Genomic DNA, 16,145 nt, shown 5'->3' on the forward strand with positions numbered 1-16,145 from the left:
TCATAATGAAAGGATAGACAAAGATAAAGGCTGAGACTTTTATTTAGAAAGGTAGAGGTATGAAAAAGGATATATATAGAGGATCTTTATTTTTATTTGTTAATGTTTTTCTTGCACTAGTTACTGTACTGGTATTGCTTACTTTGATCAATGGCCTGAATGTAGACAGAGCCATTGACTGGGGCCAGCTGCATACAAAAAAGTTTGCCCTTTTAACTGGTTTTGCTTTCTTGTTATCGTGCATCTTATATAGGTCTCAAATGTTCTGTACGTTTAGGGAGCAGGCGGCAGCCACAATGACTAACAACCGGTACCTTCGTATTGTATTTGTTTTGCTTTTTATTATCGGGTCTTCATTTGCTCTCCATGGTATCCTTCAGTTCTTTCAAAACGGATTGAACATCGATGAATTTATTGATTGGATTCAAGGGAAAACAAAGATTTATCTGTTGGGTTCTGTATTTATTTTGTTTCTTTATTTTTTCTTTTTATCTCTTACAGGCAGACTTTATTTAAGTCTGATTCTAAGCATGGGTGTAACTGTAGTAGTCGGTCTTACTCACGCAAATAAGATGACTTTTCTCGGTGAACCGCTTTATCCATCTGACTTTAAGCAGGTTACACATATCGCCGAAGTCATTCCAATGGTTGTTGGTGCATTTTCGTTCTGGAAGCTGCTTATCCTGGCATTTCTAGTCGTCCTTGTAATAGGGTACTTTTTTATTATCTATACACAATTAAACGAGATTAAGACCGCTTGGTGGACAAGAGGCATATTCATAGCCCTCTCAATCTTCCTCTTTTATTCCTTCTTTAACTATCCGAAGACATATGTAAAAGCATTAGCCGAGGATTCAGATGTTAAAATTATTCGATGGAACCAGCCGTCCAATTATCGGGATAATGGATTTGTGTTCGGTTTCCTGTCTAATCTACATGTTGATGCGTTTGATAAACCAGCGGGTTACAGCAAAAAGAAGATAGAAGAGATTGCGAACAGAATTAAAAAAAAGGCAGAGAGCAAACAGCCTGCAAGGCAAAATACGGTCGAGAATCCGAATATCGTGTTCATCATGAGTGAAGCATTTTGGGATCCGACTAAACTCGAAAATGTAACGTTCAGCAAAGACCCGCTGCCAATAACACGGGACTTGATGAAGAAGTATTCTTCAGGAAGTGTACTCTCTCCTACGTTTGGAGGAGGAACATCTAATGTAGAGTTTGAGGCGCTGACAGGGCTCTCTATGCGATTTTTAAAAGCAGGATCCCTACCTTATCAGCAGCTTATCGACCAAAAAGAGTTCATACCTACAATCGTCAGTGAACTAGAATCACGGGAATATCAATCGTTAGCTCTTCATCCATACAACAAAGTGTTTTATAAACGAAACAGAGTATATGACACATTCGGATTCAATGAGTTCTTGCATATGAACTCCATGAAAAATAAGGAGATGTCAGGACCGTATATTTCAGATGAAGCCGTTACCCATGAAATTATGGATAACTTGAGAAGTAAAGATGATCCTGTCTTTGTTCATGCAGTGACGATGCAGAACCATTTTCCGTATGCGGCAGACCGCTATAATAAAACCTCTATAAAAGTCTCAGGGTTAAGCTCAGTATCAAATGCGGAATTGGAGACGTATGTGGAAGGCATTTCTCAATCTGACCACGCCATTGGCCTCCTTGTTAAGGAGCTTGAACGGTTAAAGGAACCCACACTATTTGTTTTATGGGGAGACCATCTACCGATCTTAGGTCAGAACAAAGCAATCTATGAAGAGGCAAAATATACAGAACCTTACAACCCAAAAGTTGAACTGCAAAAGTTCTCTGAAACACCATTATTGATCTACGCCAACTATGAAGTGCCAAAAGAAGATCTGAAGGTCATGAGTCCGGCATTTATCGGGCCGACACTGTTTGATCTTGCAGGAATGGAACAACCGCCATTTTATACGTTTCTTGAAGAAGTGAAAAGTGAGTTGCCTGGTATTAAGCCGGGCTTGCTGATCAATCAAGAGCAAAAGTCACAATTTGCACTCTCTAAAAAACAGCAGCAGCTGCTAAAAGATTATCAGATGCTTCAGTATGATTTGCTTGTTGGAAAACAGTATAGTAGCGAAATCCTGTTTAAATAGAGGAGAAACATCTGAAAGGAAACGTGATCAAAGAAGGGATGCTTCCATTTGGAAGCACCCTTTTTGGATATATCAGGAATGATACAATTTTAACAGGAAAAAAATGATTTTATCAGGAAAAATCACATACATATCATGAAACATAAAAATATATCAGGAAAAACAAGATTTTATCAGGAAAAGTGCTAAACGACATAGGTCACAGTAGAAATAACAACAGATTAAACAAAAAGAGGGAGCAAAAGCGCTCCCTCTTTTATTGTGCGGTATATTCTTTTACCCAGCCGTTGCCTTGTGGTGTTTCGATGTAATACCAAATATCTTTCCACTGTTTTGTAGCTTTTGCTGTACCAGGCTGGATCACGGTCGGTGTCTTTCTTACTTCTAATGGATATGTGTAGAGATTTTTTACCGTTGTAAGATTGATCTGTTTATTGATCGCAATTGGCTTATAGTTCACGATCACGTTTTTCGCTTGGATCCATTTTACGCCATATGGTGTCTGGATCGCATACCAATTCTTGTAGGACTTCACTGCTTTGTATTCTCCAGCAGGCACTGTACGGGTTGTGATCTTATTGGTTAACGGCAGATCATACAGGGTGAGCGGTTCAGTTAACAACATCGGCATAGGGGTTGAATAATTGGTGACAGAGCCTATTACATAATTGCCTTTTGTTACCCATTTCTTTCCGTGAACCGTGTTCAATCTGAAGAAGTTCCCTTTTTCCGCGATAACGGTCGCCGGTTGTGCATTGAAACGTAAAGTCGTCTTGTATTGAGTTCCTGGGCGATCATATAGATACGTATTATCAAACTTTGTGATCAGATAGTTCGTGTTAGTCAGCTTGCCTTCCCAAAGCTTTTTCCCTTCATTCGCAATATAGAGTCCAGCTTTTCTGTTCCTTCTCCATTCTTCTGGGATAACAGACAGTGGAGGGTTTGTTTCGTTAACAGCATAACTTAACTCAGGTGTGAATGCTGGCCGCTTAAATGCACTAATGAACCAGTCTTTATAACCACCGCCACCACCCGGAGCTGGTGCAACTAAAGAATATCCTGTCATAGAAGAGAAGACTTTAGCCATATTGTAGTCACGTGTATAATTTTCTGGTGTATTATTATAATGCCAATATAATATTCTACCCGCTGAATGATACGAGATCGTCACTTCCGGATCTACATAGTATGTAAAGTTGTAAAGCAATTGATTTTCAATCGTTTGAAGCGGCTTCGTTCCTTTATAATTCTTATACGAAGGCGATGTTGGACCTTCAATATTGCTCCAGCCGGCAGGGTATTGTCTGTTAGGGTCGATCCCTTGTGCATTGGCTTTCCATCGCTTAAAGTTCGTGCTGTCGTTGTTCATTTTGATCAAGCTTGAGCGCACTGTAGAAGGAAAAGCATTCGGTCCGTACTGCTGAAGTGTAACGCCATCAGGATTCACCATTGGAACGAACCAGATAGATACATCGTTTAATAGATTAAAAACATTATAGCCTTCAAAGGTTGTTTTGTTCTTATAAGCATTCGCATACTGATCGAGCATCTCCATCGTTATGTTCGTCGTGATCCATTCACGGCCATGATGGGATCCGTTATAGAAGACAGTAGCATCTCCTTTACCGAGTTTAACAGCCCAGATGTGGCGTCCGTATGGGCTTTTGCCTAACGATTTGTATGTAATAAGTCCAGGGTATTTTGTTGCCAGTTCCTTAATATCAGCCGTCATACCGGTGTATGTGGCAGTTGCTGTTAAATTCACATAGTCTGCCGCTTCCGCTTTTTGGTCCGTTACTGGCAGAACGAGTGATGCAGCTAACAAAAACCCAATAATTTTTTTCTTCATTTGACCCTCCAAAAATCTGTGTTTATTCGCAATAATTAGTATACTATTAAACTAATTGGTAAAGGAGAAAATTTTATGCAAAAGAAAAAAATAGTTCTATTTATCCTGTCGTTCTTTGCTTCAACTCTATTAAACCCGTTTCAAACGAAAGCAGCTGTAACCATCCCATATGAAAAACAATTATTATCCCATGCCCTTACAAAAAAGGGATCTACACAAGTAATTATTGTAAAAGCGGACAGTGCAAGTTCTTATAAGGCGGTACTGGCTGCATACCAGCATACAAGCACAGGCTGGAAAAGGGTATACACCTATCCGGCGGTTCTGGGAAAGAACGGGATCTCTAGTCAGAAGGTAGAAGGCGACGGAAAATCGCCGGCGGGCATGTACTTCATGGGTCAGGCGTTTGGTTCTGTTGCTAAACCTGCGGGAGTAAAATTATCGTACAAAAAGACAACAGCATATGATTACTGGATTGATGATGTGACATCAGCTGATTATAACCGCTGGAGGGTGTACGAAGGAAATCCTTATTCGAAGTGGAAATCGTTTGAGCGACTCAATCATCCCCTATATAAATACGCTACCGTTATTCGATATAATGAAAAACCGATCATCGGAAAAGGCAGCGCCATTTTCCTTCATATGTGGAAGAGCTCAACGAGTCCAACATTAGGCTGTACTGCCGTTCATGAAGGCAATGCCTTAAGACTGATGCAATGGATGGACCCTGCAAAACGCCCTCTCTTCATACAAGGAACAGAGGCGGATCTAAAGAGAATGTCAGAGCTTTAACCGGCAAGAGACCCAGGTGGATGAAACGTTCACACGGGTCTTTTTTTGTCGAAAAATATAAACACATCCTATGCCATTTGAAACTGCTAATCTAATAAATATCTGCTATAATAAATTTAACTTATTTTACCATAATAAGTAAATTGTTGGATGGGGGAAAGAGATGCTAAGCTGGAAAAAGCAGTTATCAATGGTTGGCTTATGTGTAAGTTTAGTAGGAACAGGTTTTTCGTCTATTAACGTACAAGCTAAAGGGAAAGAGATAAACCTTTCGAACTCGTACATATCTAAATTCCTGGAAGAAAAACGTCAAGAAAAGAGAGATCAAAAACCGTCTATCAGTGAGGACACGTTAATTGTGAAATACAACAGGACGATTTCAGCCAGTGAGCATAGCCGTGCTGGAGCAACACCGATCAAAACGATCTCCAAGCTGAACTATACGGTTGTTAAGATCAAGAAAAAAGGAACAATGGAAAAGGTCTTGAAGGCTTATCAAAAAATGGGGAAGGTAGAGCTTGCCAGTCCGAGCGCCTTGTACACGACACAGAGCACGAACGACCCTAAAGTGAAAGAGCAATACCATCTATCACTTCTGCAGATCGAAAAAACACAAAAGCTTGTCAGCGACAAAGCCATTAAAGTAGCGGTCATCGACCAGGGAGCAGATCGCAATCACCCTGATCTTACAGGCCAGCTCTTGCCTGGATACAACACTGTGAACCCGATCAATCAGCCTACACCAGATTTTCATGGTACTCATGTATCGGGAATCATTGCAGGGAAAAAGAATAACGGAATCGGCGGCTTTGGAGTTAATGCAAACGCTGACATCCTTAACATTGATGTGTTCGACCGTGGTTGGGGTGCTTATGACTTTGCCATTGCGGATGCTATCCTTTATGCTGCAGATCACGGTGCGAAGGTCATTAACATGAGTATTGGCGGCTCTATGCCATCACCGTTAATTGAAGATGCCGTTAAAAAAGCGATCGAGAAGAAGGTAACTATCGTCGCTTCAGCTGGAAACAGCGGAGATGACGGGTTGAATTATCCGGCTGCTTTTGAAGGGGTTATCTCAGTAGGTTCTACCAACAAAGAGAACAAGCTATCCAGCTATTCTACTTACGGACCATCTGTAGATATTGTAGCACCTGGTGAGAATGTATATGCACCGATCTATGAGCCGGAACGCAAATCCAGCTTTGATTACTTGAGTGGAACGTCTATGTCATCACCGGTTGTTGCTGGTGTAGCTTCACTTTTATTAACAAAACATCCGAATTTAACACCTGCACAAGTTGAGTATGTTCTCGAGCATACAGCAAAAGATCTTGGAGCTAAAGGGTTTGATACAAAATACGCAAATGGGCTTGTTGATCCAGTGGCGGTGTTGAATTATGACATTAAAAAGATTCCTGCTTCTGTTAAGAATCCGACAACGGAAAAAGAGATCTTAAACGCAGCTAAGCCTGTAACAGTAACAGGCAGCTATACGCACAAAGGAAAAATAACAAAAGCAAACGAAGAGCAATGGATCAAAATACCTGTAACGAAAGGGGAATACATCCAAACGTCTCTTGAAGGTGCTGCACAATACGATTACAAGTATAAACTTCACCTGTATTCGAAGGACGGCAAGCTAATTGAAGATGTAAACCAAGTACGTGAAGGAAGACCAGAAGGAAAACTATTAAAAGTTCCTTTCTCTGGTACTTTGGCGATCGGTATTAAAGATGCGAACGGAAGTTTTGACGATTCTGGAAAAGGTGCGTCACACTACTCGTTAAACATCCAAAGAAGCAATGAACTTGCAGAAGACGGCAATGACCTAGAGAATCCGATTGTCGTAGATTCCTTCCCTTATTCTTCGAAAGAAACGCCGTTAACGTTTACAGGAGATGAAGGGGACGAAGATTATTTTAAAATTACAGTAGAAGAAAAGCAGATGGTTCGTGTGAAAACGACGGCTGTGCCAGGAATTGACGCAAGTCTGAACGTCTATCTCGGAGAGCAGCTGTTCCCGCCGGCTGAAGGAGAGGAAGGCGAAGAAGACGGAGAAGGTGAAGAGGGAGCAGAAAAAGGAACAATGGCTGTTGCTCCACAACATGAAGAAGAGCCGATCGAACCGATGTACTACTCCAATTCTCGTGGCTATGGTGAAGGTGAGACACTCGTTTTTGAAGCAGAGCCTGGAATGGAATATGTGGTCTCCACTTCAAATAAGATGAACTATTTTGATTTTATGTTCGACTTTTTCATGAACGAACAGATGATGCTAAACGGTACAGACTCGTTTGACTCTTCCAATCTGCCTTATGCAGTAACGATGGAGAGCAAGGTAATGCCTGAAGATGAGGATGGTTTACCGTTCCTAGAAGAAGAGACACCTGAAGAAGAATATGAAGAAGGCAAAATGGATTCAGAAGAGTATGTGGCAGCTAAACAAGAAACAAGAGATGAGATGCATGCTGTAGAAGATGAAGAAGATGAATATGAACAAATGATCAGAATGATCCAAGAAAATGCACGAAGCTATGAGATCGGTAATCAAGCATCCGGCTACCTGCAAATGATGGATGACGAAGACTGGTTTGCGGTAACGCCTGAGCAAACAGGAATCTATGATTTCACATTCAATAAAAGCGGCAATATTCCAATGATGGAAATGTACGAAATGGTTGAATTTACAGATGAGGAAGGTAATACCTATACCGATTTATTCCAGGTTGGCGGAAACTACACTTGGGATTGGGATGGTGTAACAATGAACCCATCCATGCTGATTGGTTTAAGGGAAGGCCACTCTTACTTTGTGAAAGTGAATAACGACTATTTCAGCGAGAACAGCATCTCTTTTGACCAATACACGTTTACTTCAAAGCTAAAGGTCAAGAATCCTGAAGACAAGTATGAGAACAACGATAAGATGGAAAAAGTAAAAAACTTACCGGCAAAGCGTTTCTCTGGTAACTTTGCAATGCCGAACGATCAAGATGTTTTCTACTTGAGCCCCGGAAAGAAAGACACATTATTTGGTGTAAATATTGATCGTTATCCTGTAACAAACGAGTTGAAGAAGAAAATACCAGCTGAATTACTAGGCAACTTCTATAGTGCGGCGATCATTTTTGAAGACAAGAACAACAATCGTAAATTGGATGAAGCAGAGTTTGATACGGTTCGTTATGTAGAAAAAGGCTTGGATACAGGCCATACGAGTGGATCGTTCTTAGCGAAAAAAGGAAAAGGCTACATCATTGCTTTTGTTGGGTTTACAGAAACACAAAACCCAAGCCTGTTGCCTTATTCTGCCCAAGTCGCTCCTGTCAATGTTAAGGATGAGGATGCAGGATCCGTTATCCGAAACTATAAGCCTACTAAGCCGTTGTCACTTAAAAAAGTGAACGCTAAGAAATGGACGGCAACGGGTTCATTGAATGCAGGGGTACCTAATGGAGATACCGATTGGTATGCAATGAAGCTGGATAAAGACAGTAAAGCTAAACTAACCTTTGACTTCAAGAATGATGTCGATGGCGTGATTTCGATCTATAAAGACGGCAAGCTCGTGAAACGTGCAGACTATTACCGTTTAGGTGACGATGAAGTACTGATCACGAACCTGAAGAAGGGCACATACTACATTGAGGTAAAAGATACGAACCGTAATGCTAGCCTTAGCCCGTACACACTAAGTGTAGAGTTTTAATAAAAGAAACCAGCAGGATCTTGTTGATTCCGGCTGGTTTTTTGCTGTTTTTCAGGGCTATTTGCATAAAAAAAGAACTGACTCAGCTTGAGTCAGTTTCACTGCACTTTTACATGGGCTTTTTTGAAAAGTTCTTCAGTCATTGTAAATGGTTGTTCTTTTACAACAACCTCTCCATTCTCCTTAACCACTTCTAAAGTTACTCTAAACTTTGTGCCCACTGGAAGAATTTCGTCATCTTCATAGTTGATCCAATCTAGATCCCAATATCCCCAAACGATGTTCATATGATAAGCGGAACTCCAGTCACGATACCACCAATTGAATTTACTGATCAGATGACCGGCATGATGACTGTTAAAATAACCATATACTTCGTCACCATAAACGTTCTTCAAAGATTGATAGGAGGGATATTGTTCAGCATCTGCAATCCAAAGTGTCATAGATTCTCCCTCAAGGTTCGTATAAATTTTCATAGGGAAACCTAAAGAATAGCTACCCATTGATATATAAAAAGCTTCGTTATCACCTGATTCTCTATCCTGGATTAAATTCTGAAGAAGTGAATGATGGGCAAGAAGTATATTTTTTTGCTTTGAGTTTCTAACTTTATTTATACAAGTTAGTGCATTCCCCAATTGCCGTTTTGCCTCTGTCGGATTCTTATAAGTATCCTTTTCAGCTAGTTCTAAATCTTTTCTAGCGTTTAGCAAGTAGTATACATCATCCCGAGTTTTCTTAATTGGGACAAGATATCTCGTTTTAAACTCATCCTGTATCAGCTTGCCGTATACCTTATCATAATTTTGCTGCAATAAGCTCAGCTTGTAGTTAAAATAGTTATAATCTCTTATACCATACCACTTACTATCATTCAGATAAGTATCTAAATAATCTTTCTGAAAATTTTTTAGAATAGGGTAAGTTTTCACAGCATTATTATAGGCATTACCATTTTTCACAACCTTCTGATACCCCGCCACTCGAGTAAGCAGCTGAGTTTTTCTCTCGGAGCTAGGGAGGGAATCAACCATACTTTTAGCTTTTCCGACTTCATACCGGGCATTGTGGTAAGGGGTTCCGATTTGTGTTACGTAATCCAAGTTTTTTGTGTATTTCTCATGGAGTATAGTACTGGCTTTTTCTGCGATGTTCACTTGTTTTTCTGTTTCCGAAAGGGTTGCAGCATCTGCCGTGTGCGGCATTATATACAGCAAGCCTCCAACTAGTAACGAACTGATCAACTTTTTCAAGGTTACTAATCTCCTTTATCGACGGTTTATGGAACAGAATTATTTTACCATAATTATGAAATTTAAGGTAAATAAATGTCAATATAATTCGAGGTTAATAGTAATAGGCCATGTAAAAAAGTTCAAAAGATAAAGGAAGTACTGAAAAATTTAGTTTTAATTGTACAAGAAGTCTTGATGCAACTTTAAAGTCCTGCTGTCTGTTAAGAGGACATTATTTTATTTTTTCATTGAACATAATGGTAATTTTTATAATACTTAAAATATCCCATTCCACAATAGGGGGTAACTTTTGAAATGGTCTAATTTATTAAGTTCATTGATTATAGGAATTTCTATAGTATCAGCAGCTTTTATCCTAAAAGGTCCGATCACAGCATCCTTAAATAAAATAAAAGCTGACGAAGAACCAATTATCCAGTTACATACCGTACCTCATACGGAGTTAATGAGTATCAAACAGCTTTCTGACTATCTTCAAATTAGTGAAAAATCCATTGAGAGTATTATGGGTCAAGATGATTTTAATAAGAGTAAGATGAGTGATTATGACACGTATCAGTTTATTCCTTATCTTATATTAGATGATCAATACAAATTTCTAAAATCTGAAATTGACAAGTGGTTAAAGTATAAAAACGAGATGAATTTCTAAATAAATGATAAACCTATGCATGATTCAAAAAAGTATAATTCATCTGACCTCGATCACCCAGAAAGTAAGATACGTTGCAGGATTATTAAAAGACCTTTTCCATGAGTCAAGAATTTTGAAGGATCTTATTTATAGACAGGTATTAAAAATAGGAGCGTTTAGCATGCCACTAACTTTTGCTCATCCAGCAGCCATCTTGCCATTTTCGCGAAAAAGTCAGTTCATTAATTTTTCTGCTATGGTTTTGGGGAGTATGGCTCCTGACTTTGAATATTTTTTAAGGGGGAAGCCTCTGGGAGAGTTTGGACATACTCTGTCCGGATTTATGCTCTTAAACCTTCCCTTGGTTGCTGTGATTTACTTTATCTATCATATCTTTATCCATCAAGTCTTAACACATCATTTACCCCTTTATCTACAAGATGGTTACTATCCAAAAAGAGAGAATCCTAATAACTTTTTAAGAGTCCTCGTTTTCTGTTATTCAGCTTTAATAGGGATGGTCACTCATGTAGTATGGGATTCTTTTACTCATGTAGATGGCTATATGGTTATGAATTACTCTATCTTCACTAACACTTATCATGTGTATGAATTTAAGGTGCCACTATATAAACTTTTACAGCATGGCAGTACTGTAGCAGGGTTAATGATGATCTTTATTTATATGTATGTTCGAGCATTGTCCACAAAGAATAATCTATCTAAAGTATCGCTAAAGCAAAAAACTACTTTTTGGTTTACAATTCTGTCTTTAACCATAACTTTTATGTTTCTCTGGAACATTGTTGATTACGTATCAATCTTTAAGTACGGAATATTAGTTGTTAGAATAATAGATTCTTTTTTTATAAGTCTATTTATCGTTTCTATCGTTTTTAAAAACAATGTGCAAAACAGCAAAAATTTAATCAAGCAAAGCTTCTAGCATAAACAGAGGTCTTTTCTTTTTATTAGGAAAGAAATCTTGTTATGAACTACACGATGAGTACCTAATACAGCGAGACTTACGCGTAGACAGCACCAAGTGTTCCAAGAACAGCCGTCACGAAACAAATCAGAAATAGGAGAATTCTTTTAATAAATGTTGGTGAGACCTCATATGAAAATTTGAACAATATTTCTACAAGGTTTGAAGCAAGAGGGAAACTAATCTTTTCAATTTCTTCTTTCTTTCCTGTAATGGACTGCCACATTCCAATATATCCAGCTAGAGCTATTATGAGTAAGATTAAATTTATCCACATGTTTTATGTCTCCTGTATTTTTAGTTGTAAAAATATGATCAGAACGGGAGTACCGAATAATGAAAAGTAGCAGAAGAACCTATGTTTTACTCCTAATTGTACTCTTTTTATTGACTGCATGCAGATTTATCTTTAACGAGTTATCATCTTATCTAGATCTAGCTTTTATAATCGCTGTCTTAATTCTAGTACCTGTGTCAAAACGAATGAAAAGCTAAATGGAGCAACAAGTAAACCCAGCGGAAGTCCGCTGGGTTTTATATCTCGTTTTTAATTATAACTAATCGCTTGTTTCCCCATTTGCTCCCATGCTGCTACAAAATCAGTTAACCTCAGTTTTCTGTTCTTCTGATTTGAGAGTGGGTCATTGAAGTAAATGTAACCTCCGCTATAGCCAGTTACGAGGACAGAATGCTCACGGTATGTAACCTTGATTGGTCCTTGTGGCGTGTAGAAGTAAGTGAACTGGGATTCTGGAAGCTTTGTAAACCATGAGTTTGCGATTACCCATACTGGTTTTCTTTTATCCAGCTGTTTCTTAACTTCTGTAAAAGATAGTCCGGACAAATTTACGATTCTATCTCCAAGGTATTGTCTAGCTAAACTTTCGACTGGCTTATGATAAACGCCGTATCCAGGTTTGCTATATGTATACATGTTACCAACAAAGCCTACGTTGGGGTTGCCGAAATACACTTTTCCGTCTACTTTACGATAGGGAGTAGGATCTTCTTTTACTTCATATGCAAGCGTCATCTTGCTTACCTTTTTACCTGCATAGTTAAGCATCATCGCAAGACTTGTTACTTCGCATCCTCTTGGAAGTTCGGGCATTTGAGAAATTAGAGGTGCGTTAATAGGAGAGAATGTGGGAGCTGTTGAAGTAATCAGCCAGCTTGCGATCCATCCTTTTTGTCCATTAGGTAAAGTTACGTGATACCATACTTCTTTTTTGCTATTATACGCATATTCAAAAGCTTGAAGTTTTGTGCCGTAATTCACCTGTGCTACTATTGCATAGTTTGTTCCGGTGCCAGAACGAATGTTTACGACATCTCCTTTTACATAGTACGTTTTATTAATAGGGGCAGCTGCTGATGCGTCAGACGGATGTGTAAAAGCAACAGCAGTCAAAACCAGACAAAACAAGATTAGACTTTTTAAAACTAACTTCATTATTTTCCTCCCAAAAGATATTACGATATTTTTCTCTTTTATATCGTATAATTAGACATTTTTTTCTTCAATAGGGAATGGTATTTATATTTTGAGATAATATCCAAAACATAGAAAAAGGACAGGAAAATATTCCTGTCCTATAGTGCTACATTTGTATAGTTTTTGTTTCTTTCGCCGGTTTTGTTGCGCCACCTTCTGCTTTTGTTTTGTCCAGTACAACATTAATTGTACGAAGCAGAATCACTAGATCCATCCAGAATGAATAGTTTCTAATATAATATAAATCAAAACGCAGCTTGTTTTCTACGTCAGTTGTATATTTACCCATGATTTGAGCGTAACCTGTAATTCCAGGCTTAACGGTATTGCGGTATTGGTAAGACTTGTTGCTTTTCGTAAATTGCTGAATGAAAAATTCACGTTCAGGACGCGGTCCGATAATGGACATATGCCCAGCTAAAACGTTGATTAGCTGTGGAAGTTCGTCAATACGTGTTGCACGGAGGAACTTACCAGCCTTCGTTATACGGTTATCGTTCTGTTCAGCAAGCGTAGACCCTGTTAAAGCTTCAGCATTCATAACCATGGAACGGAACTTGTAGATCATGAACGGACGATTATGTCTTCCCGCTCTTTCTTGTTTGTAGAAGATCGTACCTTTTGGTTCCTCGATCTTAATTGCAATAGCTGCGATTAAGAATAGAGGAGAGAGAACAATCAGCATAATGAGTGACAATACAATGTCAAACACTCGTTTAACTAAAAGCTGATCGATTGAAAGTCCGAAAGGTTTAACGCCAACAATCATCGTATCATCAAGTGATGTGATAACTGATTTTGAAACAAGCAAATCATAAAGTGATGGTACAACATAGACAAGCTTTTCATTTTTCATGGAATAAAAGATAAGTTTGGATTTTGTATCCTCTGGACAATCTGGACCAATCATTAAGCAATCGGCTGAAACAAGAGCTTCAGCTACTTCATCAAATGATGAATCTGGGCTGATTGTTTTTACTGACATGCTGCTTAAAGAAGGGTACAGATATTTTAACTCATCTGTTGCTTCTCTTGTTACGAATAGTACTGTCCCTTCATTCGTTTTACGTGATGTGTTTACTAAGATCAATTTAAACGAGATTAATAGAACAATAGATAAAAAGTATGCCAGCAAAATGACGGAACGCGGTAAAGCGAACGCACGGAACATGAACGATGCTGACATCGTAAAGAACATTATAAAGGTTGTTACGATAAAAATATTGCTGTATATATCCCAGATGGTTTTACGGTGAAACGAGTACATTTCATACGCCGCTAAGAAGAATAAGCTTACAACCAGGATCCAAGGCAGGACTTCTAACGATGCGTCCCAGTTTCGTACCTCTAGGTCAGGTCTTCTTAGGAAGAGGGCTATAAAATACGAAAGGGTGATGAGAACAAGATCTGTTAAAAGAACTGTTATCTTTTGTGTTGGTGTTTCAATTTTATTCATTCATTAATTTCTCCTATCTTGAAAACTATGTTCTGTGAGAAATGCATTGACATGTTGAAAAAATTACTATATACAATGTAACGCTTAACCCCTTAAAAAACAAGTGAACATATGTTTATTCTCGACAAATTTTATAATTCCCGGTCTCTCATTTAAGAAACCTGTAGAAGCATGTTAGTAACAGTTTAAAGTATTCTTTCGAAAAAGTACGAAATATGAATAAAATTACAAAATCTTAGAGAAAGCAGTCATTAAAATGCGTTTCAGTCTGTTGTTTAAAAATTTGATCAAAATACTGACATCCAGAAAAATTGTAATGTTTGATCCGTCTGAAACAGCTATCATCAGAAGAATTTTATTCACCACAATATAGACGAAGCAATTGAGTTATTTTATTCAAAATCGGAAGAGCAACATGAAGACTTATTATTAAAGAGACGATTTCCATTTAGGAATCGTTACAGGCAAAGCTATAAGAAGCCTTGAATTATCATTTAAAAAATTTAACATGATGTACTTTACCGTTTTTCTTTTTGATTACCAGTGATGATGTAGTGATGTCCAGTCAGCAGCATTTAATGGACCTGACCTTTACATCATGAGTTTTAAACAAATGTTTATTTTAAACTAAGGAATAAAGACCTAAAAAAATCTGTAAAAGCCTTATAAATAGCTGTATGTCGAAATTTGTCTATATTAAATTATATATTATTTTATGCCTACGAATTATACTATATTAGTAAAATATAAACATATTTTGGTAGGAGGCTATTACGTGAAAAAGTTGGTAGGGATATTTTTAGCATTTGTAATGGTTTTAAGTTTTTTCTCATCACCTGCATCAGCAGCAATCGACGAGACAGAACTGGATGCATATTTGCAGGAAGTTAGTGCTGAAAGAGGTTGGCCAACACTAACAGCTGATGAGTTTAACGATTATTTAAACACTTACAGCTTGCTTGAAGATGGGGTCAATGAATTTGAAACACTTGATGAAATGAAAGAATACTTAGGAGAAGTCATCTTAGCTGACCTTAGCAATGTTGAACAGCTAAATGAAGTCTTTGAAACTGATGTGTTAAAAGTTTTGGAGGAAAACGGCGATTCTGTAGAAAACTATCTGTATATTGATGATGTTTATTTCGCTGTTGAGGAATACATAGGTTATGACTGGGAAGAAGAGGAAGAAATGTTTGATGAAGAATTCCTTGGCTTCTTAGCAGAAACTTTTGGTTTGACGGGAGAAGAAGTTGACCGTTTAGTTGCTCATCTGGAAATGCTTGATGAAGAGCTGAGTACGCCTGAAAACGAAGCGAAACTTGAAGAAATTGCCCTTCGTATGATGGAATTTGAAGAGTTTGAGAGTGTTAGTGAATTAACTGACGACCAAGTTGCAGAACTTCTATACCTAACAAAAGAATTAATGACTACATTGAAGCTTGATGGTGAAATCTATCTTTTAGATGCAGATGGAAATAAGACTTCTATCAGCTACAAAGAATTGATCTTTATGGAAGACCTTAAAGGGTATAGCGTTTTAGTAGAGTTATATAGCGCAGTTGATGGAGAGTTCTTGGCTGATTTTATTCTTACAGCTGATATGTTTGATTCTGAAATCATCACAGATACAGGTAAAGAGATCAAAGAAACGCCTGTAGCTGCAAAACCTGTTAAACCTGCAAAAACAGTTAATGGGGCGAAACTTCCTAAAACAGCTGGGTTCCATGCTGAGTATATGATTCTTGGAGCAGGCATGCTTGCTCTTGGTCTATGGGTTAGACACCGCGCTATTTCAGTAAAATAGGAATTAATA

General features: G+C 38.2%; 12 protein-coding genes. 7 read left to right on the forward strand and 5 right to left on the reverse strand.

From position 1 onward, the window contains the following. Positions 1–59 precede the first annotated feature (59 nt). Positions 60–2,144: an LTA synthase family protein gene (locus tag IEV52_RS02915; RefSeq protein ID WP_188401026.1), complete on the forward strand. Its 2,085-nt coding sequence runs from the start codon at positions 60–62 to the stop codon at positions 2,142–2,144. A 256-nt stretch (positions 2,145–2,400) separates the two neighbouring features. Here the strand turns inward: IEV52_RS02915 and IEV52_RS02920 are convergent, their stop codons facing one another. Continuing rightward, a complete protein-coding gene (locus IEV52_RS02920) occupies positions 2,401–3,993 on the reverse strand; it encodes a M14 family zinc carboxypeptidase (RefSeq protein WP_188401027.1) in 1,593 nt (530 codons plus the stop codon). 75 nt (positions 3,994–4,068) lie between these two features. On the opposite strand from IEV52_RS02920, the gene IEV52_RS02925 reads away from it, so the two are divergent. Beyond that, positions 4,069–4,788 carry a L,D-transpeptidase family protein gene (locus tag IEV52_RS02925; protein WP_188401028.1) on the forward strand — a complete coding sequence of 240 codons (720 nt, stop codon included), beginning with the start codon at positions 4,069–4,071 and terminating at the stop codon, positions 4,786–4,788. A 163-nt stretch (positions 4,789–4,951) separates the two neighbouring features. Then, a complete protein-coding gene (locus IEV52_RS02930; RefSeq protein ID WP_188401029.1) occupies positions 4,952–8,500 on the forward strand; it encodes a S8 family peptidase in 3,549 nt (1,182 codons plus the stop codon). Positions 8,501–8,598: 98 nt separating this feature from the next. Here IEV52_RS02930 and IEV52_RS02935 read toward each other — a convergent pair whose 3' ends face one another. Next, positions 8,599–9,756 carry a hypothetical protein gene (locus IEV52_RS02935; RefSeq protein ID WP_188401030.1) on the reverse strand — a complete coding sequence of 386 codons (1,158 nt, stop codon included), beginning with the start codon at positions 9,754–9,756 and terminating at the stop codon, positions 8,599–8,601. A gap of 292 nt (positions 9,757–10,048) precedes the next feature. On the opposite strand from IEV52_RS02935, the gene IEV52_RS02940 reads away from it, so the two are divergent. Next, on the forward strand, positions 10,049–10,411 hold the full coding sequence (locus IEV52_RS02940) for a Clp protease ClpB (RefSeq protein ID WP_188401031.1): 363 nt from the start codon (positions 10,049–10,051) through the stop codon (positions 10,409–10,411). A gap of 19 nt (positions 10,412–10,430) precedes the next feature. Further along, the gene (locus IEV52_RS02945) at positions 10,431–11,339 is read left to right on the forward strand and encodes a DUF4184 family protein (protein ID WP_229754168.1); all 909 of its coding nucleotides are present in this window, start codon (positions 10,431–10,433) and stop codon (positions 11,337–11,339) included. Between the two features lie 79 nt (positions 11,340–11,418). Here IEV52_RS02945 and IEV52_RS02950 read toward each other — a convergent pair whose 3' ends face one another. Further along, on the reverse strand, positions 11,419–11,658 hold the full coding sequence (locus IEV52_RS02950) for a hypothetical protein (RefSeq protein ID WP_188401032.1): 240 nt from the start codon (positions 11,656–11,658) through the stop codon (positions 11,419–11,421). 59 nt (positions 11,659–11,717) lie between these two features. On the opposite strand from IEV52_RS02950, the gene IEV52_RS02955 reads away from it, so the two are divergent. After that, on the forward strand, positions 11,718–11,876 hold the full coding sequence (locus tag IEV52_RS02955; protein WP_188401033.1) for a hypothetical protein: 159 nt from the start codon (positions 11,718–11,720) through the stop codon (positions 11,874–11,876). A 52-nt stretch (positions 11,877–11,928) separates the two neighbouring features. Here the strand turns inward: IEV52_RS02955 and IEV52_RS02960 are convergent, their stop codons facing one another. Beyond that, on the reverse strand, positions 11,929–12,834 hold the full coding sequence (locus tag IEV52_RS02960) for a C39 family peptidase (protein WP_188401034.1): 906 nt from the start codon (positions 12,832–12,834) through the stop codon (positions 11,929–11,931). Between the two features lie 148 nt (positions 12,835–12,982). Beyond that, positions 12,983–14,332, reverse strand: a complete 1,350-nt coding sequence (locus tag IEV52_RS02965) for a sugar transferase (RefSeq protein WP_188401035.1) — start codon at positions 14,330–14,332, stop codon at positions 12,983–12,985. A 775-nt stretch (positions 14,333–15,107) separates the two neighbouring features. Here IEV52_RS02965 and IEV52_RS02970 point away from each other — a divergent pair. Further along, on the forward strand, positions 15,108–16,136 hold the full coding sequence (locus IEV52_RS02970) for a processed acidic surface protein (protein WP_188401036.1): 1,029 nt from the start codon (positions 15,108–15,110) through the stop codon (positions 16,134–16,136). Positions 16,137–16,145: the final 9 nt, after the last annotated feature.

The organism is Fictibacillus barbaricus (assembly GCF_014635025.1).
GTDB classification, from domain to species: Bacteria; Bacillota; Bacilli; order Bacillales; family Fictibacillaceae; genus Fictibacillus; species Fictibacillus barbaricus.